This window comes from Streptomyces sp. NPDC045022 (assembly GCF_056432605.1).
This window is the reverse complement of sequence record NZ_JBWKIR010000002.1, coordinates 1-23,716: the sequence shown is the minus strand read 5'-3', so window position 1 is coordinate 23,716 and position 23,716 is coordinate 1. Positions and strand designations below refer to the sequence as shown.

Below are 23,716 nucleotides of genomic sequence, written 5' to 3'. Positions count from 1 at the left end.
CGTCAGCCCGCGGCGAGGTCCGCGACGACCCGGGCCACCTCCAGCGACTGGCTGCGGTTCAGCCGCGGATCGCAGGCGGACTCGTACCGCGACGGGATGTCCGCGACGCCCACCCCCGCCGCACCGCCCACGCACTCGGTGACCTCCTCGCCGGTCAGCTCCAGGTGGATGCCGCCGGGATGGGTGCCCAGCGCCCGGTGAACCTCGAAGAAGCCGGCGATCTCCTCGACCACGTCCGCCACCCGTCGCGTCTTGTGCCCGGACGGCGCGGTGCGGGTGTTGCCGTGCATCGGGTCGCAGATCCAGCCCGCCACGCAACCGGCGGCGGTGACGCGGTCCACCAGCTCCGGCAGCGCCTCGCGCACCCGGTCCGCCCCCATCCGTACCACGAAGGTCAGCCGCCCCGGCTCCCGCTCGGGATCGAGCCGCCGCGCCAGTTCCAGGGTCTCCTCCACGGTGGCCCGGGGCCCCAGCTTCACCGCCACCGGATTGCGGATGCCGGCGAGATAGGCGACGTGCGCGCCGTCGGGGCGGCGGGTCCGTTCACCTGCCCACAGCAGATGGCCCGAACCGGCGTAGGAGCCGCCCGAGCGCGGATCGAGACGGGTCAGCGGCTGTTCGTAGTCGAGGAGCAGGGCTTCGTGGGAGACGAACAACTCCCGCGGCCCCTCCGCGCCGTCCCGCACGTCGCCGGAGGGTTCCCAGGCCGGGGCCAGGGCGCGCAGGCCGTTGAGCGTGGCCGCCGAAGCACCGTAGACGCGCAGCATCCGGTAAGGGTTCGGGGTGCGCATCGCGGGCGAGAACTCCAGGCCGTTGACCGCGTCGCCCCGGTACGCGGGCAGGACCACGCCGTCGCGTTCCTCGGTCGGCGCGGAGCGGGGCTTGGCGTACTGCCCGGCGATCCGTCCGACGACGACCGTGGGCAGCCGGGTGTGGGACGACAGGACCGTCCCCATGGTGAACAGCGTGTCCAGCTTGGCGGCGACGGACTCGGCGGTCAGCGCGTCGAAGGTCTCGGCGCAGTCACCGCCCTGCAGGAGGAACGCCTCGCCGCGGGCCACCGCCGCGAGCCGGGTGCGCAGCCGGTCGCACTCGCCGGGCAGGACCAACGGCAGGTAGCCGGCGAGGCGTTCGGTGACGTCACGGACGGCGTCGGCGTCCCGCCAGCCCGGGGGCTGGGCCACGACGGGGGCGACCGCGGTGTCGAGCACCGGGTCGCTCCTCGTGGTGCTGACCAGAGAGGAACTCATGCGATGACCTCACGCTCTCGGGGAGAGCCGGCGCACGGCGCCAGCACCGAACTGACCAGTCGTTCGAGGACGGCCGTTCCGTTGCGCGTCATCACCGACGCGGGATGGAACTGGACGGAGGCGAAGCCCGCGCCGCTGAGCGCGTGGACCTCGCCGCTCGCCGGGTCGCGGCACACCCGCACCCGCCCGGAACGGCTCCCCGGCGCGGGGAGCGAGTCGGTGGGGGAGAGGGCCGTGAACGAGTTGTAGAAGTACACGTCCTCCGGCTCCCCGAACAGGTCGATGGTGCGCTGCACGCCCTGGTGGGGGATGTCCTTGCGCACCAGGCCGAGGCCGAGCAGCCGGCTGAGGACCTGGTGGCCGAGGCACACCGACAGGAACGGCACGCCCCGGTCGAGCAGCTGCCGCGTCACCGCCCGCAGATGGGCGATCTTGGGGTGGGCGTCGTCGCGGGGGTCGCCCGGGCCGGGCCCGACGATGACCAGGTCCCGCCCGTCGACCGTGTAGGGCTCGTCGAACCGCCGTACGGTCACCTCCAGGCCGATGGCGCGCAGCAGCGTGTCGCCCATGGCGGTGAAGGTGTCCTCGGCGTCGATGAGCAACGCCCGCCGGCCCCGCAGATGCGGCACGCGCAGCGAACGCCCGGTGGGGGAGCGCCGCCAGAAGTCCGCCAGCGGACCGTTGCGTTCCTCCAGCGCCCGGCCGACCCGCGGGTCCGCGGACAGCCTCGGGACCCGGTGCCCGGGCTCCTTCGCGGTGCCCGGAGTGGGCGGGCCGCCGTGCAGGGCGGCCAGCAACCCGGCGGCCTTGGCCCTCGTCTCCGCCGCCTCGGCACGCGGATCCGAGTCCCGGACCAGCGTGGCGCCCACCGCCAGCCGCAGCCGGCCGCCGTCGTCGATGTCTGCGGTGCGGATCAGGATGGCCGAGTCCAGGCCGCGGCCACCGTTGCCGTCCCGGCCGATGAGCGCGGCGACGCCCGCGTAGTAGCCGCGGCCCTCCGGTTCGTGGGTGCTGATGACCCGGCAGGCGCTCTCCAGCGGGCTGCCGGTGACCGTGGGGGCGAACAGGGTCTCCCGCAGGACGTCGCGGACGTCGCGGTCGCTGCGGCCCTCGATGAAGTACTCCGTGTGCGCGAGGTGGCTCATCTCGCGCAGCTCCGGCCCGATCACCCGGCCGCCCTCGGGGCAGATGCGGCTCATCATCTTCAGTTCCTCGTCGAGCACCATGTACAGCTCGTTGGACTCCTTGCTGTCACCGAGGAAGTCCAGGAGGGCGCCGGGGGTGGGGCCGGTGGGCCCGTAGCGGAAGGTGCCGCTGATGGGGTTCATCACGGCCGTGCCCCGGTCGAGGGTGATGTGCCGCTCCGGAGTCGCCCCGATGAACGTGCGCCCGGGCACCCGGATCAGGAAGGTCCAGTAGGTGCCGGAGGCGGTGCTCAGCAGCCGCCGGAAGAGGGCCAGCGCCGCCCGGGTCGACCAGCTCGGCAGGCGGGCGGTGAAGGTGCGCTTGAGGACGAAGTTGGCTCCGGCCCCCGAGCCGATCTCCTCGTCGAGGATACGGCGCACCCGCCGGGCGTAGGAGTCGTCGTCGAGGTCGAAGGCGCCGTCGCGCACCTCCAGCGGGGTGTCCTCGATCCGGTCGAGCACCTCGGCCACGGGCAGCGCACCCTGCTCCCGGACGTCCATGACGAGCAGCGGCTCGCCGTCGTCGGGACAGGCGAAACCGCGCTCGGCGATCTGCCGGTACGGCAGCAGCACCAGGCGCTCGTGCCGGGCCGGGCCGTCCCCGTCGGGCAGCGGGATCTCCGCCAGGCCGGCCGCTTCGGAGACCTCACCGACGAGCACGTCCACCGCGGAGCCGTCACCGGCCTCCGGGCGGTGCAGCAGAGCGAACGCGGGCGGCGGGGTCCCGGCGGCGAGCAGGCCGAGCAGTCCGGCCGCCGACCACGCGGTGGACGTCATCGCAGGGCTCCCGCGGACGCGGCGGCGAACGCGGACCGTACGGACTCGGCCGGCACCACCACGGCGCAGCGGGCCGCCGCGTACTCCAGCGCCATGCGGTGCTCGGCGGCGGAGAAGTCCGCCACCGCGTCGGCGATCACGAAGGCCTGTACGTCGTGGGCGAGGGCCTCCATCGCGGTCTGCAGAACACCGATGTGTGCGTAGATCCCGCACAGCACCAGCTGGTCGCGCCCACTCTCGCGCAGGAGGTCCAGCAGGCGGGTGCGGAAGAACGCGCTGGGCCGCCATTTCGTCAGCACGGTGTCCCCGTCGACGGGGCCGAACCGCTCGGGCACGTCGCGGTGTTCGGGGGCGGCCGTCATGCCGGGTCCCCAGAAGTCCTTCAGGAGCCCGCGCTGCTCCTCGGTCATGTCCCCGGGCTGCGCCGTGTACACCACCGGCACCCCCGCCCGCGCGGCGTCCCGGCGCAACGCGGTGACTTGGTCCTCCAGTTGCTGCCTGGGGGCCTCGCCGGCCGGCAGAAAGCCGAGGAAGTAGTGCTGCATGTCGTGGATCAGCAGCAGCGCACGGCCGGGGTCGACCGTCCAGTTCGCCCTGTTCCGGGGCAGGTCGGCGGCCGCGGGCAGGGAATACGGGCGTATCTCGGGTATGGCGGAGCGCGCCACGGTCTGGCTCCTTTCGGGTCCGTACGGCGGCGGGGCAGGTGCTTGCCGGTGGCTCAGGAGGCGGACGCGTCGTCCGCGGTGAGGGAATCGATGTGCCGGGCCCAGCCGCTGACGGTGGGATCGGCGACGAGGGTGTCGAACTTCACCGGGACGCCGCCCCGCCGCCAGCGTCCGCTGAGCCGCATGACGTCGAGCGAGGACAGCCCGAGACGCACCAGGTTGGCGTCGTCGGGGATGTCGGCGGCGGCCGTGCCGATCAGGGAGGCGACCACCGCGCGGATCTCTTCCGCCGAGCGGGGCACGTCGGAGTTCATGAGGGCCTTTCCTTCGTGTGTCATGGCTGGGTCACCCGCCGTCCGCGGTGGCCGCACGGGTGCTGGACGAGGGCAGCAGGCCGGCGCCGGACGGGGCGGACTCACCGCGGGCGAGGGCGGCCAGCACCTTCTTGTCGATCTTTCCGAGCCCGGTCAGCGGCAGCTCGTCGACGATCTCCAGGCGATCCGGCATCTTGTAGGCGGCCAGCCCTCGTTCCTCCAGGGCGGCCTTGAGCGCCGGCAGGGCAGGAGCCGTGCCGGCCGGGACGACGTAGGCACAGGTGCGCTCGCCGAGGAACTCGTCCGGGTACGGCACCACGGCCGCGCGGGCCACGGAGTCCAGCGTGAGCAGATGCCCCTCGACCTCGGCGGCGGAGACCTTGTCCCCGCCCCGGATGATCACGTCCTTGATCCGCCCCTCGATGACGAGGTTCCCCTCGGGGGTGAGCCGGGCCAGGTCGCCGCTGCGGTAGAAGCCGTCCTCGGTGAAGGCCCGGCTGTTGTGCTCGGGCGCCCGGTAGTAGCCGCGCAGGGTGTACGGGCCGCGGGCGAGCAGTTCGCCGATCGTGCCCACGGGCACCTCCCGGTCCTGCTCGTCGACGATCCGGATCTCGTCCGCCGGCGACACCGGGCTGCCCTGGGTGGTGAGCACCGTGCCGGCGGGGTCCTGGGAGCGGGTGAAGGTGAGCAGACCCTCGGCCATGCCGAAGACCTGCTGGAGTCGGCAACCGAAGGCGGGCTCCACGCGCCCGGCCGTCTCGGGGTACAGCTTGGCGCTGCCCACCTGCAGGAAGCGCAGGCTGCTCAGGTCGTCGTCCATCCACTCCCGTGCTTCGAGCCACAGCTGCAGGACGCTCGGGACGACGGACGTGAAGGTCACGCCCTCCCGGGCGATCAGCGGCAGGCACAGTTCCGGAACGGGTTCCGCGGCCATCACCACGGTGCCGCCCGCGCCGAGGACGCCGACCACACCCGGGCAGCCCCAGGTGAAGTTGAACTCGACGGGCAGCACCGCCAGGTAGACGTCACCGTCGTCGACCGGGCAGGCCGCGCGCGCCGCCCGCACCTGGTACGCGTAGTCGTCGTGGGTGCGCGGTATCAGCTTCGGCAGCGCCGTCGTACCGCCGGACAGCAGGAAGAACGCCACATCGGACGGGTCGGGAGCGGGCAGTTCGACCGGATCGGCGTCGACGTCGCCGAGCGGGACGGCGTCCCCCTCGGCGTCCTTGCCCAGCACGAACAGGTGCCGCAGCGCGGGCAGTTCACGGCGCACCCGGTGCGCCAGCGCGAGATGGTCGAAGCCGTGGTGGCCCTCAGGGAAGACGTACCCGACGGCCCCGGACAGCTCGCACAGGTGACGGATCTCCTGCAGACGGTGGGACGGCAGGGCGAAGACGGGTTTGGCGCCCAGCCGGAACAGCGCGAAGCAGATCACCACGAAGTCCGGCCCGTTGGGGAGCTGGACCACGATCCGGTCACCGGACCGGATGCCGCGGGCCCGCAGGCCGGCAGCGGTCCGCCGGGTGAGCAGGGCCAGTTCGGCGTAGCCGATCCGGCGGTCGCCGCCCACCAGGGCGGTCTTGGGGCCGTACGTCCGCGCGGCGGCGTCCAGCAGGTCCACCAGGCTCTCGCCCCGCCACAGGCCCTCGGTGCGGTACCGCTCGGCCACGTCCTGCGGCCACGGTGTGAAACCCTCGAGCATCAGTGCCCTCCTCGGGAGTCGGATGCGGGCGGGGCGCCGGGACCCTCCCCGGGCGCCGCGGTGATCTCCAGGACGGCGCACGCGGCCTCCATGCCGGTGGTGAAGCCCAGCACCAGCACCTGGTCGCCGGGGACCACTTGGCCGGTGCTCCACAGGTGCTCGAGGCCGATCACGAAGTCGGAGACGCTGGCGTGGCCGATCGTGCGGTTGAGGTGCCAGGTGCCGCGGGAGGCGTCCAGGCCCAGCGGGTCCAGCAGGAAGACGCTCAGCGGATCCTGGTTGAATCCGTTGTGCACCACCCGGGCCACCCGGTCCAGCGAGCTCCCGGCCGCCCCCAGCGTGCGCTCCACCGTGGCCGCGATCAGCTCGCCGAAGTCGGCGAGCGGGACAGCACCGCCCTCGGCCCACTGCTCGCGCCAGCTCTCCAGCCGCCCCTCGAAGTCCATGGCCTGCCGGGCCGGTTCCGCCGGTGGGAACAGCGGTTCGTCACCCCGGTGCATGGCTTCCATGCCCGGCTGGGAGACGAAGTCCATCGCGAGCAGCCGGGCGAAGCCGCCTCGCCGCGAGACCACCACCGACGAACCGGCATCCGCCAGGACGAACATCGACGAGGACGTCCAGCGGCCCACCACGGGCGTGCTGAAGTTGTCCGCCGCCGTCAGCAGCATCGCCGCATCCCGCTCACCCCCCGCCGCGAGCCGGAGCGCCGCCGACTCCAGGGCGGCCAGCAGCCCCAGGCAGCCGTGCTGTACATGGAAGGCGGAGACCGGCCGGTCCAGCGTGTTGCGCAGCACGTAGTGGGCCGGTGACCAGCCGTCCGGCCCCTGGTAGTAGGTACTGCTGTGCAGCAGACCGCGGAAGTCGTCCGGCGAGTGCCCGGACCGCTCGACGGCCGTACGCGCCGCGAGTACGGCCATGTCGACCGCCGGCAGGGCGTCCTCGACAGCCACCGACTCCAGACCCGACGCCTTTCGTGCCTCCTCCGTGTACCAGCCCTCCTTGACCGCGAACTCGGTCGTGAGGGTGGGTGGCACGTAGGTGCCCACTCCCGCGAGATAGGTGTCCTCGAATTTCATCGCCCGGCCCTTTCGCCGCTCGGTGTGTCCGGACCGCCCCGCGTCGCGGCGGTCACGCGCCGGTCTTTCCGGCGATGCCCCACCGCTGCCGGGGCACCCCCTGCAACACCACCCAGGTGTGCTCACGGATGCCGTCGCCGAACACGGCCACCGCCGCGTCGGTCAGGCGGGCGACCAGCTCGCCCTGGGTCGTCTCGTCGAGACGGTCCTCGTAGATGGTCACTTCGATGAGAGGCATGACAGTCCCTTCACTGCGGTGCGCAAGGACGCTTCGAGCGCCGACACCAGGTGGTCCACCTGCTCGTCGGAGAGCCCCGGATGGCAGGGCAGGTTGACGTGCCGGCCGAACCAGAGTTCTTCCGCCACCGGGCACTCACCGATGCCGTGCCCGCGCTCGCGCCACTCCGGCATCAGGTGCAGCGGCAGATAGCGCAGCTGGACCTCCACACCGCGCTCGTCGAGGCCGCGGATCACCGCCTCGCGCATCTCGGGCGGCCCCTCCACGAAGAAGGTGTACAGGTGCTGCGCGTGCTCCACGCCGGGCCGGGGCCGCTGGACGCGGGTGTGCGGGTGGCTCCCGATGGCCTCGTTGAGGCCGGCGGCGATCCACCGGCGGCGGGCCACCAGCTCCTCCAGCCGGTCCATCTGGGCCAGGCCCACGGCTGCCGCCGCCTCCGAGAGGGTGGCGTTCGTGCCCGGCCGGCGGACGCCCGAGCACACCTTCTCGTACGCGGACGACGCGTACTTCATCCACGGCAGCAGCTCCCGGCCGAGCTGGAGACCGCCCGGCGCCGCCGCGGCGAAGTCGCCGTCGACCTCGTTGGAGCGCAGCCGGTCGATCCGCTCCGCCCAGTCATCCCGGTCGAGCGTGATCATGCCCCCCTCACCGAGGGTGGTGATGTTCTTCGACGAGTGGAAACTGAAGCAGCCGATGTCGCCCAGGGATCCGGGACGGCGTCCGTCGTAGACCGCGCCGAGCGCGTGCGCGCAGTCCTCGATCACCACGATGCCGCGCTCCCGGGTCAGTGCCAGGATCTCGTCCATCTCCGCGGTCCAGCCGCCGTAGTGGACCAGCAGGACCGCCCGCGTACGGTCGTTGAGCAAGGACTTCAGAGCGGTGGGGTCGACGTTCAGCGAGTCCGGGTCGACATCGCAGAAGCGCACCGTGGCCGGCAGTCCCAGCAACGGCTGTGCGGTGGCCTGGAACGTCTGCGGGGTGACGACGACCTCGTCACCCTCCTTCAGGTCCAGCAGGTGGATGGCGAGTTCCAGCGCCACCGTGCCGCTGGTGACCGACAGAGCGTGACGTACGCCCGTGTGTTCCCGGAACCGCTGCTCGAAACGGTCCCGGAAGGATCCCATGGACAGCGGGTCCTCGGAGGCGATCAGCTGTCCGATCGCCTCGCGTTCGGCGCCACCGAGGATGCTGCCACGGCTCGCGTACGGCACGGCATAGGTTCCGCGCATGACGTCCTCCGGCGTTCGGTCGGGGTCGGCTGCCGCATCCCCCGCGACAGCGCATGACCCGCAGACAAACAGCCCCGACATGATTCCGGCAATGGCGGACGGCGTTTCCTGACCCGCCGCTGACGAGCTGACATCGCACCGCCCGCTTTTCTTGACGGCCGGCACCGGACTCACTTCTTCTTGATGCGCCACGCGAACGCCGGTACTCAGGAGGGCCCGCGATGACGGAATTCGGTGTCAACTTCTTCCCGGTGGTTGATCCGGCGGTGAAAACCGCGACCGATTACTACGACGAGACACTGCGGCTCATCGAATGCGCGGAGTCTCTCGGATTCACCCAGGCGCAGACGGTCGAGCACTACTTCACCCCGTACGGCGGATACAGCCCGGACCCGGTGACCCTGCTCACCGCGGCCGCCGCCCGCACCACACGCATCCGGCTCGCCACCGGCGCCGTCGTCCCGGCCTTCACCCACCCGGTGAAACTGGCCGGAAAGCTCGCCATGCTCGACCACATCTCGCACGGCCGGCTCGACGTCGGGTTCGGACGGGCCTTCCTGCCCACCGAGTTCGCGGCCTTCGGGGTTCCCATGGACGAGAGCCGGGCCCGGTTCGCCGAAGGTGTCGACGCGTGCCGCCGGCTGTGGACCACGGAGGACCTGGTGTGGGAGGGACGTTTCCACCGGTTCGGGCCGGTCACCCTGCTGCCCCGGCCCTACCAGCGGCCGCACCCGCCGATCTTCATCGCCTCGGCCACCAGCGCCGACTCCTGCGCGGCGGCCGGGACCGCCGGCCACCATCTGCAGGTCGTGCCGTCGGTCACCTCGGCCGAACAACTCGCCTCGATGCTCGACGCCTACCGCGGTGCCTGGGACGCCGCGGGCCACGACCCGGCCACCCGGCGCATCCAGATCAAGTTCACCTGCTACCTTTCGCCCGACGCCGGCGAGGCGCGCGCCCAGGGCGAGTTCTACGAGCGCAACTACATCGAGCACATGGCCGCCGCCGTCGCTCCGCTCGCCACCGGAAAGAGCGCCGACTACCCCGGTTACGACAAGTTCCTGGAAAAGGCGAAGAATTACGACTTCGCGGCGTCTCTCGCCGCCGACAAGGTGTTCGCCGGTGACCCGGACGACGTCAGCGGGCAGATCAGCGCGACCCGCGAGCGATTCGGGGAGGACCTTTCCTTCAGTCTTCAGTTCAACCCCGGCGGGCTCGCCTACGACACAGCCGTCTCGGCAATGGAACTTTTCGCCGCCGAGGTCATGCCGGCGTTTCCCGAGACGGCATGACCGACGCGCTGAGGGCACCGCCCACGCGGAACCGGTCCGGACGGCCGTTTCCTAGGGGGCGCCGGGCCCCTCGTGCGCGACCAGCGCCGACAGCCGCTCCACCCTGACCCGCAGCGAACGCTGCTCCGAGGCCAGCAACTGCACCAGGCCCCGCAGCCGGTCCAGTTCGTCGGCCCGCCCGGCCTGTGCCGCCGGGCGGGCGTACCGGTCATGGCGGGCCGCACCCGGGGCGTGAGCCGTGCGCGGCTCCGTGCTCCCGGCCACCGGGCCGTGGCCCGGGACGGGCACCGGCCCGGCGGCCGGGGACTTCTGCCCCGGTGTCAGCGCCAACTGGGCGCGGAAACGTGCGCGTTCCGGATGCGCCCGGGCCGCTTCCCGCAGTTCCGCGAGCACCTGGGCGTGCCGGCCGGTCCGCAACGCCACGTCGAACATGGTCTCCAGGGCGTCCAGCCGTACGCGCTCCAGCTCCCGCGCCATCGCGGCACAGATGGGGCCGCGCACGCTGCCCTCCAGTACGTCTCCGCGCCACAGCTCGAGCGCCTGCCGCAACTGCCCGTACGCGGCCTGCGGCTCCCGCTCGGCCACCCGCAGCGCGCGGGCCACGGTCAGCCGGAACCATCCGCAGTCCGTCTCCCGCTCCCGCGCTCGCAGTACATAGCCCGACCGGTGTGTCTGGAGCCGGGACCGGTTGCCCTGCTCCGGCTGCACCAGGGCCAGGGTCTGCCGCAACCGGGAGACATGGGCCTGCAGGGCGTTGCCCGCCTTGCCCGGGGGGTGGTCCCCCCACACCTCGTGCACGAGCCGGTCCACCGGCACGGGCGTGCCCGGCCGGGCCAGCAGGGCCCCCAGCAGCGTGCCCTGCTTGGAGCTCGTCAGCCGGACGCCCCGATGCTGCGTCTCGTCGTACACCTCGGGTATGCCCAGCATCCTGAAGAGCATGGATTCCCCCTTCGCGGTCTCACGTCCGCCTCCTGCCCGGCGCACCGTGTCCTGCCACCGAGGGGACCACGGCACCGGGCGCGCGCGCCTGAGTGAGCGCTACTCAATCGGCTCCGGCCGGGAGACCGCGCACCCCGGCCCGTCACAGGCATCCGGTCGGCCAACCGACCTGTCTCCGCGGTGAATTGAGTACCGACCACTCAGGTGCCCCCCACCTGCCGCATGGTCTGGTGGGGGCAGCCGTTCCACCCGGTCCGGCCACAGCGGAGCGCGAGCGAGAGGGGCACGCATGAGCCGGTGGGACGCTGACGTGGCCGTCGTCGGCCTGGGGGCGTGGGGAGCCGCGACCCTGTGGCAACTGGCCACCCGGGGTGTCGATGTCCTCGGATTCGAACGGCACCGTCCCGGCCACGCCTTCGGGTCCTCCTTCGGAGGCTCCCGGATGTTCCGGATCACCTGCCTGGAACACCCCGGCCTGGTACCGCTCGCCCGGAGATCACTGGAACTCTGGGGCCGGCTGACGGACGAGTCGGGTGACGAGCTGTTCCTCGCCGGCGGCGGCCTGCTGATGGGACCCGAGCAGGGCCTCGTCGTCGGCGGGACCCTGCGGGCGGCCGCAGACCACGGCATCGAGGTGCGGGTACTGAGTGGTGCGCAGCTGAGGGAACGGTTCCCCCGGCACACCGGAGTGCCGGCCGACCATCTCGTGGTGTGGGAGCCCTCGGCCGGTCTGCTGCGGCCGGAGGCGGCGATCCGGGCCGCCACCGCCCTCGCCACGAAGGCCGGGGCGCGGGTGTTCACCGACAGCCGGGTCACCGCGGTGGAGCCCGCCGGCGAGGGTGTCGAGGTGCGGACCACCGAACGCGCCTACCGCGTCCGCCGGGTGGTGATCACCGTGGGGTCCTGGCTTCCGGCCCTGGTCGAGGGGCTGCCGCTGCAGACCTTGCGCATGCCGTTGACCTGGTTCCGCCCGGTCGACGACGACGGTGCCTTCGACCTGGAGCGTTTCCCCGTCTTCATGCGCGAGACCGAGGCGGGCCCCGTGCTGTGGGGCAACGGCCGCGAGGGCGGCCACGAGGTGAAGCTCGGCCTCGAGGGGTACGGCCCGGGAGCCCGCCCCATCGATCCGGACGACGACGCCGACCGGTCGGTCCGGGCCGAGGACTGGGCCGAGGTCGCCAGGACGCTGCGGGGGCGGTTGCCGGGCCTCGCGGAACTGCCCGACCGGGTCGCCGTGTCGTTCTTCACCCGCACCCCCGACGGCCAGTTCGCCGTAGGAGCGCTCGACGACGAGGCGCGTTTCGTCATCGGGGGCGGCTGCAACGCCCACGGCTTCAAGCACGCCTCGGGCATCGGCGAGGCACTCGCCGACCTGGTCACAGGCCGTGCCCCGCGGCTCCCGCTCGGCTTCCTCGCGCCCGGCCGCTTCGGCGCCCGCACCGCGCCCACGACCACGGCACCCACAGCGCAGGAGGGCACCCGATGAACATCCCCGTCCCCACCACCCCACTGGCCGGGGCGGAGGACTTCCGCGACGCCATGGCCCTGCTCCCGGCCGCGCTCACCATCGTCACCACCACCGACGACGAGGGCCGCCGCTGGGGTTTCACCGCCGGCTCCGTGGTCTCCGTCTCACTCGACCCGCCGCTCCTGCTGGTCGGGCTGTCCCACACCTCCAGCTGCCATGAGGCGTTCGTGTCCGCCCGCGAGTTCGTGGTGAACGTCCTCGACGACCGCCATCGCGCCCTGGCCCGCACCTTCGCCCGGCACGGTGCGGACCGGTTCGCCGGCCAGGAGTTCGCCCGGTGGCCGGGGACCGCTCTGCCAGTCCTCCCCGACGCCCACGCCGCGTACCGCTGTCTGCGCCACGACGTGGTGCGGGCGGGCGACCACGACCTGCTGCTCGGGGCCCTCGCCGAAGTGGAGACCGGACGACCCGGCACTCCACTGCTCTGGTTCCGGCGGACCTTCTGCACCCCTTGCTGACCCCCGCTGCTCTCGCCGTCCAAGGAGGACCTGTGCCGTCAGCCGCCCACCCCGTCCTGGATCCGCCCATCGACGTCACGCCGGACCCCGACGAGTTCGTCCGCGCCGCGATGGAGTGGCACTTCAGCCCGGAGACCGGCTCGCCGTACTGGCTCCGGCGTGCCCGAAGCCTCGACTTCGACCCCCGCCGGGACATCAAGACCCATGCCGACCTCGCGCTCTTCCCGAACATCGTGAACGAGCTGCGGGACGTGCCGGTCCTGGACCTCGTCCCCCGCGGGTACGGCGAACACGCCGACATCGTCGGCACGTTCGAGAGCGGCGGCACCACCGGAGCGCCCAAGCGGCTCCTCTGCCCGCGCGACTGGCTGGACCGCATGGTGGCCTGGAGCAACGCCAACCTGGACACCCACGGCTTCCCCCGGGGCGCCCAGTGGCTCGGACTCACCCCCACCGGCCCGCACATCGTGGGCCGGATCTTCCAGGAGTCCGCCACCACCCACGGCAGCCTCGGCTTCACCATCGACCTGGACCCCCGCTGGGTGAAGAAGCTGATCGCCTCCGGCCGCGGTGACCTCGCCGACGACTACGCCGAACACCTCATCGACCAGGCCGCCTTCATCCTGCGTACCCAGGACATCGGCGTGCTGACGATCACCCCGCCGCTGCTGGAGCGGCTGGCCCGCCGGGACGAACTGGTCGACCTGGTGGCCGAGAAGGTGCGGGCCATCCGCTGGGGCGGCACCCAGATGGACGCCGACAGCCGCCATCTGTACCGCACCGAGATCTTCCCCGGCATCCCCCTCTACGGCCACTACGGCAGCACGATGATCCTGGGCATCGCCGGCCAGCGGTACGGACTCGGGGACGACGACCCCTGTGTGTTCGACACCTTCTCGCCGTACATCACCTTCTCCGTGGTCGACCCGGCGACCGGTGAGCAGGTCCCCTACGGGCAGCGCGGCCAGGTCGTCATGCACCACGTCAGCAAGGGCCTGCTGCTGCCCAACAACCTGGAGCGCGACCTCGCCACCCGCGTCGAGGCCCCGGACGGCCACGCCGGGGACTCGGTCGCCGACATAGCCCCGGTGGCCCGGTTCGACGACGAGACCGTGATCGAGGGTGTCTACTGATGACCGCTCCGCTCGTTCCCCTCGACGTGCTCGGCCCGTCCGGCGCCTACCGGGCCCGCAACCGGCAGCCCGTCCCCGATGTGGCCGGGCGGCCGGTCGCCGAACTGGGCCTGGCGCCCAAGGTGTTCGTCGGCCGTACGATGAACGCCCTGCGCGCCGCCACCCCGCTGCCCCTCGACGAACGGGTGGCCGCGATCGCCCGGGCCGGTCAGCTGTTCGCCACCGCCGAGCTGGGCCGGCTCACCCCGGAGGCGTACGAGCAGGCGGTGAGCCGGGTCGCCGGCCTCCCCCTCGCCGTGGTCCGGGCCGCCACCCGCACCCTCGCGCGGCGCACCGCGCACCTCCACCGCGGTCTGCAGTTCGCCCGGCCGGCGGGCGCCGTCGGCGACTGGCGCGACCCGCTGACCCGGACCGGCCGGGCCGTGTGGACGCGGCGCGGCGAGGTGCTCTCGGTCCACGCGGCCGGCAACCACCCCGGCACCCACTCCCTGTGGCCCGAAGCCCTCGCGCTCGGCTTCCGGGTCGCCGTCCGGCCGTCACGCCGTGAGCCGTTCACCCCGCACCGGCTGGTCCTCGCCTTGCGGGCGGCCGGTTTCGGGGACGACCATGTGGCGCTGCTGCCCACCGAGCACGAGTCCGCGGAGGCCATGCTGCGGGCGGCCGATCTGGCGTACGGCAGCGACGAGATCATCCGTGAACACGCCGGGGCCCGGAAGGTGCTGCCGCTGACTCCCGGCCGGAGCAAGGTCCTGCTGACCGCGGACGTGGACTGGCGCAGCCACCTCGACATGATCGCGGACTCCGTCGCCCACCACGCCGGCACGGGCTGCGTCAACGCCACGGGCGTCTTCGTGGAGGGCGACCCGGCGCCCTTGGCCGAAGCACTCGCCGAACGACTCGCCCAGCTGCCCAGCCTGCCGCCCGAAGACGACAAGGCCCGGCTGCCCGTGCAGCCCGTCCGCACCGCCAGGGCGCTGCAGAGCCATGTCCTCGGCCGGGCGACGGGCGCCCGGGCCTGGCTCGGTGGCGACGGCGTCGTCGACGAACTGGGCGACGGGAGTGCCGTACTGCGTCCCGCGGTCTTCGAACTCGACCGTCCCGACGCTCCCGAGGCCGGCACCGAAGTGCCCTTCCCGTGCGTCTGGGTCGCGCCCTGGAGCCGCGCGGACGGGGTCGCGCCGCTCAGGGACACGCTGGTGCTGAGCGCGGTCACGAAGGACGAGGCGCTCATCGACGCCTTGTGCGACGAACCCACCATCAGCAATCTGCACCTGGACGGCCACCCCACGCACTGGACGGACACCGGGATGCCCCACGACGGGTATCTGGCGGACTTCCTGATGCGCAGCAAGACCGTGCTGCGCGGCTGACCGGGCCCCGCCAGGGCGCCGGAGTCCGGTACCTCCCGGCTTCGGCGCCTTCGTCATACCCCTATCCATAACCAGCAGTTCTGACTTCCAGGGAAGTCAGCTATTGGACATCTGATCCGGGGCCTTGGACGATCGAGGAGCCGCCCGCCTCGAACCCTCACGGGACGAATTGGAGTGGAGATGCCCGCACAACGCCCGGCACCGGAACGGCGTACCCAGGACGTCCTGGCCGAGATCTGGTGCGACATCCTCGAACTGCCCCGAGTGGGACCCCAGGACAACTTCTTTGACCTCGGCGGCCACTCCCTCCTGCTGCACATGGTCCGCGACCAGGTCGCCGAACGGCTCGGCACCGACGTACCACTCGTCGACCTGTTCACCCACCCGACGACCGGCAGCCTCGCCCGCCACCTCGACGGCCGGGCGGACGCGGGATCCCGCGCGGGCCGGCGCGCACCCGCCGCCCGGGCCGCCGGCCGCTCCCGGCTCGGCGCCCGTCGCGTCCGCGGCGAACAGGAGAGCGCCGGAGGCACCGATGCGTGAGGACCGCGAACACGATCGGGACCCCGGACAGGCCGCGCCCGGCACCGGCGAGCACATCGCGGTCATCGGGATGGCGGGACGCTTCCCCGGCGCCGGGGACATCGACGCCTACTGGCGCAACCTCACCGAGGGCCGGGACACCCTCACCCGCGAGCCGGCCCGCCCCTTACGCCCGTCCGCGGACGGTACCGGCGACCACGGCGGCCCCCTCTTCGTCCCCGCCCGGGGACTGCTGGAGCGGCCCGAGTGGTTCGACGCCGGCTACTTCGGCTACTCGGCCGAGGAAGCCCGGCTCATCGACCCCCAGCAGCGTGTGTTCCTCGAATGCGCCCTGACGGCGCTGGAACACGCCGGCCAGGACCCCGACCGCCATCCGGGCGCCATCGGCGTCTACGGCGGCTGCACGGAGACCGCGTACGCCGAGACCCTGCGCGCCCAGCGGGAGAAGCTGCCGGACGTCACCGAGGAGGACATCCTGCTCGGCACCGCCCCGGACTTCCTCACGGCCCGCACCGCCGAGCGGCTGGGACTGCGCGGCCCGGCGGTGGCGGTGCAGGCGGCCTGTGCGACCGCGCTCGCCGCCGTGCACCTGGCCGCCCATGACCTGCTCTCCGGCGAGTGCGACCTCGCGCTCGCCGGGGGAGTGGCCGTGCACGCCCCGCCCAAGGACGCCGGATACACGGAGGACGGCATCCTGGCCCGCGACGGGGTATGCCGCCCCTTCGACGCCGCCGGAGACGGCACCGTCGCCGCCAACGGCGTCGGCGTCGTCGTCCTCAAGCGCCTGGCCGACGCGCTCGCCGACGGCGACCGCGTCCACGCGGTGCTGCGGGGCTCCGCCGTCACCAACGACGGTTCGGCCCGGGTGGGGTTCACCGCCCCCAGCGTCGAGGGACAGGCGGCAGCCATCCGCACGGCCCAGCTCGTGGGCGGCACCGACGCCGGAACCATCACCTACGTGGAGACCCACGGCACCGCCACACCGCTCGGCGACCCCATCGAGATCAAGGCCCTCACCGAGGCGTTCCGCGAGGACTGCGACGACCGCGCCTACTGCGCCATCGGGTCGGTGAAGAGCAACATCGGTCACACCGACGCCGCCGCGGGAGCCGCCGGACTCATCAAGACCGTGCTGGCCCTCGAGCAGGCCACCATCCCGCCCAGCCTCCACTTCGCCCGGCCCAACCCCCAGATCGACTTCGCCTCCGGCCCCTTCCGGGTCGCCACCGCGCTCGAACCCTGGCACCCCAGGGGAGCCGTCCGCCGCGCGGGCGTGAGCGCCTTCGGCATCGGCGGGATCAACACCCATGCCGTCCTGGAGGAGCCGCCCGCCCCCCTCGCCACCGGTCCTGCCCGGCCGGCCCAGCTCCTGGTGCTCTCCGCACAGACCGCGACGGCCCTGGACACCGCCGCCCGCAACCTGGCCGCACATCTGCGGGCCCACCCCGGTCTGCCGCTCGCCGATGTCGCCTGGACCCTGCAGACCGGCCGCCGGGAACTGCCCCACCGCGCCTGCGTGGTCGCCGAGAGCGCCCAGGAGGCGGCGGACGCCCTGTCCGCGCGGGACGGTGAACGGGAGCCGGAGCGAGCCGCCCCCCGCACCGCCGCGCTGTTCTGCCCCGGCGCGTCCGGCCCGCCCGGACCGGGCTGGCTCCTCCCCTCGGAGCGGGTCTTCACCGAGGCGTTCGACTCCTGCCTGGACACCGCCGGCGACCTGGGCGACGCCGTGCGCGCCGCCCTCGAAGCCGGGGCATCCCGCTGGCCGGACGATCCCGCGGTGCGTGATCTGGCCGTCTTCGCCCGCGAACACGCCCTCCAGACCCTCTGGCGGCACTGGACGGGGGAGCCCTCCGTCGTCTCCGGCACCGGCCCCGGCGCACTCGTCGCGGCCACGGCCGCCGGGGTCGTGACGCTGTCCGACGCGGTCGGGCTCGTCACGGCCGCGGCCCGCTCCACGGACCCCGCACGGACGCTGGCACAAGCCCTGCCGGGCATCGCGCTCGAACCGGCCCGCGTCCCCCTGCTGTTCGGCCGGACCGGCCTCCGGTACGACGCCGGGACGACGCCCGACCCCGCCGGCTGCGCCGCCGAATGGACCGGGCAGCCGGACGCCGAGGCCCCGTGCGCCGCCCTGGCCGGGGACACCGGCCACGCCCTCTTCACGGTGCCGCCCCCCGCTGCCACACCCGGCGCCACCCTTGACGCGGTGCTCATGGGTCTCGGACAGCTCTGGACCGAGGGGCTGCGGGTCGACTGGAGCGCGGTGCACGACGGTGTGCGCCGGGCCCGACTGCCGCTCCCCGGTTACCCGTTCGAGCGCCTTCCGTATCTCGTCGAACCCGTCGCACGGCCCGCCCCGGAAGCCGGGGCCGCCGTCACCGTGGCCTCCGTCGGCGTACCGGACGGTCACACCGCGCCGGCAAGCGTTCCGCAGACCGCGCCGAGCCCGGACCCGGGGGCGGCCTCCGCGGGGACCGCGCCGAGCCCGGACCCGGGTACGGATGCCGCGGGCGACAGCCTCGACCTCGTCCTGCGGCTCTTCGCCCAGGCGCTCGGCCTACGGACGGTCGACCCCGACGAAAGCTTCTTCGCGCTCGGCGGCGACTCGCTGATCGCCGCCCGCGTGCTCGCGGAGGTCCGCGGACTGCTGCCGGTCGACGTCAAGGTGAAGGACCTGTTCTCGGCCCCGGCCGCCGCCGACTTCGCCGAGCTTCTCGACGAGCGCCGGACCATCCGCCGTCAACCGCCCAAGGAGTGATCATGGCCGACACCTCGGCGCCCGGCGCCGCGGCCACCGCACCCGTCGACAGCCGATGGCTGGTCTGCCGCGACCCGAGACCGGACGCCTTCGCCGACCTCTACTGCTTCCCCCACGCCGGAGGCTCGGCGGGGGAGTTCCTGCGCTGGTCCGACCAGCTTCCCGGGGTCCGGGTGTGGGGGGTGAAGATGCCCGGCCGGGTGCCCCGGCAGGACGAGCCGCCCTTCACCCGGATGTCCGAACTGGTCGAGGCCCTGGTCGACCAGGCCGATTTCGGGGCCGGCCCCGCCGCCTTCTTCGGACACAGCCTCGGCGGACTCGTGGCCCACGAGGTGGCCCGCACACTGAGGGACACCGGCCGCCCGCTGCCGGACCGGATCTTCGTCTCGTCCATCCAGCCTCCGCCGGTCCACGCGGCCCGGCCGGTGCACGGGCTGTCCTCCGCCGAACTGCTCACCGAGATCGAACGCCGCTGGGGCTCGCTGCCCTCCGTGGTCCACGAGGACGCGGACCTGCGCGAGCTGGTCCTGCGCTACTTCAGGGCCGACATGGAGATCGCGGAGACGTACGACTTCGTACCCGGACGGCCGCTGGACCTGCCGCTGACCGCTTTCATCGGCGACGAGGAGGCCGGTGACCTGCGCGGCTGGGCGGCCCACACCCGTGGCCCCTTCGAGCACCACACCCTGCCCGGCGGTCACTTCTACTTCCGCGACCCGAGCCCCCGGCAGGAGCTGCTGCGCATCGTCCACCGGGCGATGACCGCGGACCGATGACAGGAGACACCATGCGCAGTACGACCTTCGGCCGCACCAGCGGCCTGCGGGTGTCCGAGTTCGCCCTCGGCACCGCCAACTTCGGCACCCTGTGGGGCGGTGGCGCGAACCGGGACGAGGCCCGCAAGATCTTCGAGCGGTTCAGCGAGGCCGGGGGCACGCTGATCGACACCTCCGACAGCTACCAACTGGGCACCGCCGAGCAGTTCCTCCGTGAACTCCTTGGCGCGGAACGCGACAACTACGTCCTCACCAGCAAGTTCTCCCTCGGTGCCGGCCGTCCGCACCCCTCCACCACGGGCAACAGCCGCAAGAACGTCGTCCGTTCGGTCGAGGCCAGCCTCAAGCGGCTCGGCACCGACTACCTCGATCTGTACTGGGCCCACCTGCCCGACGGTCTCACGCCCGTCGAGGAGATCCTCGCCGCCCTGGACGACCTCGTCCGGTCCGGCAAGATCCTGTACGCGGGACTGTGCAACTTCCCCGCCTGGCGGGTCTCCCGGGCCGTGACCATCGCGGAGCTGCGGGGCTGGAACCCGCTGGTGGGTGTGCAGTTCGAGTACAGCCTCGCCGAACGCAGCGCCGACCGGGAACTGCTTCCCATGGCCGAGGCGCTGGGGCTGGGCGTCGCGCTCTTCGCCCCGCTGGGCGGCGGGCTGCTCACCGGCAAGTACCGCACCGGGTCCGTGGGCAGGCTCACCGACTGGGAAGGGCGCGGCATCCGCACCGAGGACAGCGAGCAGCGCACCCGGATCGTCGACACCGTGCTGGCCGTCGCGACGGAGACCGGCCTCACGCCCGCCCAGGTGTCCATGACCTGGCTGCGTACCCGGGCCGCGCACTCACCGACCGCACTCGTCCCGCTCATCGGCCCGCGCAGCGTCGACCAACTGGAGGGCTACCTCTCCACCCTGAGCCTCACCCTCGACGAGGCACTGCTCACGCGGCTCGACGAGGTCAGCGCCGTACCCCTGGGGCAGCCGCACGAACTCGTCGCCGGTGCGCTGCGTCCGGTGCACGGTGGGCGGTCCCTCACCCGTCCCGCCGTTCCGGTGGCCTGAGGCCGCCATGACCGAGGTGACCAGGAAGGAGCACGGCATGGACGGGACCGTTCCGGCCGAGGACGGTGGGGTCGCCGTCATCGGCATGGCGGCACGCCTCCCCGGCGCGCCCGATATCGACGCCTACCGGCGGCAACTCCTGCGAGGTGACGAGCCGGACCCGGTCCTGGCGGACGCGTACGCCTTCGACCACACCTACTTCGGCCTCTCGCCCGGTGAGGCGCTGATCACCGACCCCCAGGCCCGCGTCCTCCTGGAGTGCGTCACCCATGCCCTCCAGGACGCGGCCGTGGACCCCGCCCGCGCGGACGCGGTCATCGGCGTCTACGCGGGCGCGAGCACCACGGCGTACGCGGCGGGGCTGCGCCGCGAGATCCGGCGGTTGCCGAACGCCGACGACTGGCAGATCCGCATCGCGACCGGCCCGGACTTCCTCGCCGCCCGGCCTGCCTACAAGCTCGGTCTCACCGGCCCGTCGGTGACCGTGCAGGGCGCGGGGGCCACCCTGCCGCTCGCCGTCCACCACGCGGCGCAGGGGCTGCTGGCCGGTGACTGCGACATCGCCGTCGCCGGAGCCGTCACGGTCCGTCCCCTCGCCGAGGACGGCGGCGCCGCGGGCCCGGTGCCCACCGGCGGCTGCGGAGTGCTCGTGCTCAGGCCGCTGGACGTCGCCCTCGCCGCGGGCGACCGCATCCACGCGGTGGTGCGGGGTACGGCCGTCGGCCGCGACGACGGTACCGGCCGGTCGGCGCGGCGGGCCCGCGCGGTGGCCGGAGTCGCGGCCGGCACGGTTGTCCCGGTCACCGCCGACGCCCCGGGCGGAGCCGCCGTCACCGACACCACCCCGGGCGTGGCCGCCCTGCTGACGGCCGTCGTGGGGGTGGCCTGCGGGACGCTGCCGGGTGACAGCGGGGACTGGCGGACTCCGCAACGGCCCCGCCGGGCGGGAGTGGACGTCGGCGGCCCGTTCGGCCTGCGGGCCCACGTCGTCATCGAGGAGCCGCCCGCGACGGCGCGCCCGGAGCCCGAACCGAGCTGGCAGCTGCTCCCCGTGTCGGCGCGGTCCGCGACCGCACTCGACCGGCTGACCACGGATCTCGGCGAGACGCTCGCCCACACCACCGCCCCGCTGCCGGACCTGGCCTGGACGCTGCAGTCGGGGCGCACCGCGGAGCAGCACCGGCGGTTCACGGTGGCACGGACGACCGACGAGGCCGCTGCCGCCCTGGGCGGCGACAGCCGTCGCAAGGCCCCCGGCGGACACGCACCCGACCAGCCCCGCCCCGTCGTCTTCACCTTCCCGGGCCAGGGCGGCCAGCACGTAGGCATGGCCCGCGCCCTGTACCGCACCGACCCGGAGTTCCGCGCCGACGTGGACGCCTGCGCCGAGCTGTCCCGCGAGGCACTTGGCATCGATCTGCGCAGCGTTCTCGACCCGGCCGACGCGGGCGAGGCCACCCGCGCCCAGGAGGCTCTGTCGACCATCGCCGTCGGCCAGCCGGCGGTTTTCACGGTCGAGTACGCGCTGGCCCGGGCGCTGATCCGGTGGGGGGTGCGGCCTGCGGCGGTCGTCGGCCACAGTCTCGGCGCGTACGCGGCGGCCTGTGTGGCCGGAGTGTTCGGCTTCCGCGACGCCCTCGCCCTGGTGCTGGAGCGAGGCCGGCTGCTGCAGGGCCTGCCGTCCGGCTCCATGGCCGCGGTGGGGCTTGCCGAGGCGGACGTCCTGCCCCTGCTGGCCGACGGCCTCGACATCGGCGCCGTCAACGGACCCGAGCAGGTGGCCGTGTCCGGGCCGACCGAGCTGGTGGAGCGGTTCGTCCGGGACTTCCCGAGGCCCGAGGCCGAGGTGAAGCTCCTGAAGATCGCGACCGCCGGTCATTCCGCCCTGGTGGAGCCGGCCCTGGACAGCTTCGAGGCGTACGTCTCCGCGCTGCGGCCGCGCACCCCGCGGATCCCCCTCGTCTCGGACAGCACCGGCACCTGGGCGGGCGAGGAGATCGCCACCCCCGCCTACTGGCGTGCGCACATGCGCCGTGCCGTACGGTTCTCCGACGCCCTGGTCACCCTCGGCCGCCTCGACCGGGCCGTACTCCTGGAGGTCGGTCCGGGCCTGACACTGACCTCCCTCGCCCGCCGGCACCCGGCCGTCGCTGAGGACCACCCGGTGTTCCAGACCCTGCCGCACCCGGCGGACGACACCCCCGAGGCCCGGGTGCTGCTGACGGCGCTCGGCCACCTGTGGCTGGAGGGGACGGAGCTGGACTGGGCGGCGCTGCACGGCGGACGGGACCGCAGAAGGACCCGGCTGGCCGGACACCCCTTCCAGCGCCGGGAGTTCCTTCCGCCCACGTCGGCGGTCCGATGACCGGTCAGGAGACGGGCACCGTGCCGGAGGAGCCGGTCCCGAGGTCGGCGAGAGACGCGCGGGCGTGACCGATGAACGCCCGCGCCGCCGGACTGACCGGGCCCTCGGCGCGCCAGGCGAGCGCCAGCCGCCCCCGCATATGGGGGCTGTCGACCGTCACGGTGCGCAGCCGGCGGGCCCGGGCGAACGGCTGCGGAAGAAACGCCAGCCCCAGCCCGCAGGCGGCGAGTTGGGCGAGCAGTTGCGGGTCGGCGGCCTCGAAGGCGATCCGCGGCTTGGCGCCCGCGGCCGCCCAGGCCGCCTCGACACAGCTGCGCACCCCGGTGCCCGGCGGCAGGGAGATCAAGGTGTGGTCCCGGATCTCCTCGACCGACACCTCCCGGCGCCCGGCCAGGCTGTGGCCGGGCCCCACCGCCGCCACGACGGGCTCGTCGGCGATGACCTGGATCTCCAGGTCCACAGGCGGTTCGACGGCCAGGCCGATCACGGCAGCGTCCATCCGTCCGGCCCGTATCGCCTCGGCCAACTGGTCGGAGGTGCCCTCCGACAGCGCCATGTCGACACCCGGGTGCCGCTGGTGGAACCGTGCGAACAGTTCGGGCAGACCCAGCGACGCGAACGACGCCACCGTACCGACGGTGACCTGACCGCGCGTCAGGCCGGCGAGGTCGTCCACCGCGAGCCGGGCGCCCTCCACCGCTGCGAGCGCCGCCCGAGCGTAGGGGAGCACCGCCGCTCCCACGTCCGTCAGCCGCACCGTACGCCCGTTGCGGTCGAGCAGCTCATGCCCGAACTCCCGCTCCAGCTTGCGGATCTGTGCGCTCACCCCGGGCTGGGCCACATGAACGCGAGCCGCGGCCTTCGTGAAGCTCGCCTCCTCCGCTACGGCGACGAAGTACTCGAACTGGCGCAGTTCCATAAACGTTGATTCTAAGGGTGTTGCACATGACGAGCTTGGCCGAACTTGCCCAGCGGGTCGGGGGCGAGGTGTTCGTTCCGGGGCAGGAGGGTTTCGATGAGGAGCGCACCGGTTTTCAGCGGGCGGTGGTGCATCGTCC

20 protein-coding genes are annotated in these 23,716 nt (G+C 73.1%); 10 read left to right on the top strand and 10 right to left on the bottom strand.

Annotation, left to right across the window (positions count from 1 at the left end):
• Positions 1–2 precede the first annotated feature (2 nt).
• Genes AC07C1_RS03460 through AC07C1_RS03425 form a run of 8 tightly spaced genes read right to left on the bottom strand, consistent with a single transcriptional unit; the run spans position 3 to position 8,435 of the window.
• The gene (locus AC07C1_RS03460; RefSeq protein ID WP_478936623.1) at positions 3–1,250 is read right to left on the bottom strand and encodes a 3-deoxy-7-phosphoheptulonate synthase; all 1,248 of its coding nucleotides are present in this window, start codon (positions 1,248–1,250) and stop codon (positions 3–5) included.
• Positions 1,247–3,211 (bottom strand): anthranilate synthase family protein, encoded by a 1,965-nt coding sequence (locus AC07C1_RS03455; RefSeq protein WP_478936622.1) that lies wholly within the window; start codon positions 3,209–3,211, stop codon positions 1,247–1,249. Before AC07C1_RS03455 ends, AC07C1_RS03460 begins: the two co-directional genes overlap by 4 nt.
• Positions 3,208–3,876, bottom strand: a complete 669-nt coding sequence (locus AC07C1_RS03450) for an isochorismatase family protein (protein WP_478936621.1) — start codon at positions 3,874–3,876, stop codon at positions 3,208–3,210. The genes AC07C1_RS03455 and AC07C1_RS03450 overlap by 4 nt, the downstream gene beginning before the upstream one ends.
• 53 nt (positions 3,877–3,929) lie before the next feature.
• Complete coding sequence (locus AC07C1_RS03445) at positions 3,930–4,190, bottom strand: phosphopantetheine-binding protein (protein ID WP_478936619.1); 261 nt, start codon at positions 4,188–4,190, stop codon at positions 3,930–3,932.
• A gap of 31 nt (positions 4,191–4,221) precedes the next feature.
• Positions 4,222–5,892, bottom strand: coding sequence for a (2,3-dihydroxybenzoyl)adenylate synthase (locus tag AC07C1_RS03440; RefSeq protein ID WP_478936618.1), 1,671 nt, complete (start codon positions 5,890–5,892; stop codon positions 4,222–4,224).
• A complete protein-coding gene (locus AC07C1_RS03435; RefSeq protein WP_478936617.1) occupies positions 5,892–6,968 on the bottom strand; it encodes a ketoacyl-ACP synthase III family protein in 1,077 nt (358 codons plus the stop codon). The genes AC07C1_RS03440 and AC07C1_RS03435 overlap by 1 nt, the downstream gene beginning before the upstream one ends.
• A 52-nt stretch (positions 6,969–7,020) precedes the next feature.
• Positions 7,021–7,206, bottom strand: coding sequence for a tautomerase family protein (locus tag AC07C1_RS03430; RefSeq protein WP_478936615.1), 186 nt, complete (start codon positions 7,204–7,206; stop codon positions 7,021–7,023).
• On the bottom strand, positions 7,188–8,435 hold the full coding sequence (locus AC07C1_RS03425; protein ID WP_478936614.1) for a DegT/DnrJ/EryC1/StrS family aminotransferase: 1,248 nt from the start codon (positions 8,433–8,435) through the stop codon (positions 7,188–7,190). Before AC07C1_RS03425 ends, AC07C1_RS03430 begins: the two co-directional genes overlap by 19 nt.
• A 221-nt stretch (positions 8,436–8,656) precedes the next feature.
• Here AC07C1_RS03425 and AC07C1_RS03420 point away from each other — a divergent pair, with 221 nt between their 5' ends.
• A complete protein-coding gene (locus AC07C1_RS03420) occupies positions 8,657–9,727 on the top strand; it encodes an LLM class flavin-dependent oxidoreductase (RefSeq protein WP_478936613.1) in 1,071 nt (356 codons plus the stop codon).
• A 51-nt stretch (positions 9,728–9,778) separates the two neighbouring features.
• Here AC07C1_RS03420 and AC07C1_RS03415 read toward each other — a convergent pair whose 3' ends face one another.
• Positions 9,779–10,666, bottom strand: coding sequence for an AfsR/SARP family transcriptional regulator (locus AC07C1_RS03415; RefSeq protein WP_478936612.1), 888 nt, complete (start codon positions 10,664–10,666; stop codon positions 9,779–9,781).
• A gap of 289 nt (positions 10,667–10,955) precedes the next feature.
• On the opposite strand from AC07C1_RS03415, the gene solA reads away from it, so the two are divergent.
• The 9 genes from solA (at position 10,956) to AC07C1_RS03370 (ending at position 22,658) form a co-directional block, all read left to right on the top strand.
• On the top strand, positions 10,956–12,152 hold the full coding sequence (gene solA, locus AC07C1_RS03410; RefSeq protein ID WP_478936611.1) for an N-methyl-L-tryptophan oxidase: 1,197 nt from the start codon (positions 10,956–10,958) through the stop codon (positions 12,150–12,152).
• Positions 12,149–12,652, top strand: a complete 504-nt coding sequence (locus AC07C1_RS03405) for a flavin reductase family protein (protein ID WP_478936610.1) — start codon at positions 12,149–12,151, stop codon at positions 12,650–12,652. Before solA ends, AC07C1_RS03405 begins: the two co-directional genes overlap by 4 nt.
• Before the next feature lie 32 nt (positions 12,653–12,684).
• Positions 12,685–13,785, top strand: coding sequence for a phenylacetate--CoA ligase family protein (locus AC07C1_RS03400; RefSeq protein WP_478936609.1), 1,101 nt, complete (start codon positions 12,685–12,687; stop codon positions 13,783–13,785).
• Positions 13,785–15,155, top strand: a complete 1,371-nt coding sequence (locus tag AC07C1_RS03395) for an aldehyde dehydrogenase family protein (RefSeq protein ID WP_478936608.1) — start codon at positions 13,785–13,787, stop codon at positions 15,153–15,155. Before AC07C1_RS03400 ends, AC07C1_RS03395 begins: the two co-directional genes overlap by 1 nt.
• A gap of 180 nt (positions 15,156–15,335) precedes the next feature.
• Complete coding sequence (locus AC07C1_RS03390; protein ID WP_478936607.1) at positions 15,336–15,698, top strand: phosphopantetheine-binding protein; 363 nt, start codon at positions 15,336–15,338, stop codon at positions 15,696–15,698.
• Positions 15,691–18,456, top strand: a complete 2,766-nt coding sequence (locus AC07C1_RS03385) for a beta-ketoacyl synthase N-terminal-like domain-containing protein (RefSeq protein WP_478936606.1) — start codon at positions 15,691–15,693, stop codon at positions 18,454–18,456. The genes AC07C1_RS03390 and AC07C1_RS03385 overlap by 8 nt, the downstream gene beginning before the upstream one ends.
• Before the next feature lie 2 nt (positions 18,457–18,458).
• Positions 18,459–19,232, top strand: coding sequence for a thioesterase II family protein (locus AC07C1_RS03380; RefSeq protein ID WP_478936604.1), 774 nt, complete (start codon positions 18,459–18,461; stop codon positions 19,230–19,232).
• Positions 19,233–19,243: 11 nt separating this feature from the next.
• On the top strand, positions 19,244–20,293 hold the full coding sequence (locus AC07C1_RS03375; RefSeq protein WP_478936603.1) for an aldo/keto reductase: 1,050 nt from the start codon (positions 19,244–19,246) through the stop codon (positions 20,291–20,293).
• A gap of 37 nt (positions 20,294–20,330) precedes the next feature.
• Positions 20,331–22,658: an acyltransferase domain-containing protein gene (locus tag AC07C1_RS03370; protein WP_478936602.1), complete on the top strand. Its 2,328-nt coding sequence runs from the start codon at positions 20,331–20,333 to the stop codon at positions 22,656–22,658.
• A 4-nt stretch (positions 22,659–22,662) separates the two neighbouring features.
• On the opposite strand, the gene AC07C1_RS03365 is transcribed toward AC07C1_RS03370, so the two are convergent.
• Complete coding sequence (locus AC07C1_RS03365) at positions 22,663–23,577, bottom strand: LysR family transcriptional regulator (RefSeq protein WP_478936601.1); 915 nt, start codon at positions 23,575–23,577, stop codon at positions 22,663–22,665.
• Positions 23,578–23,716: the final 139 nt, after the last annotated feature.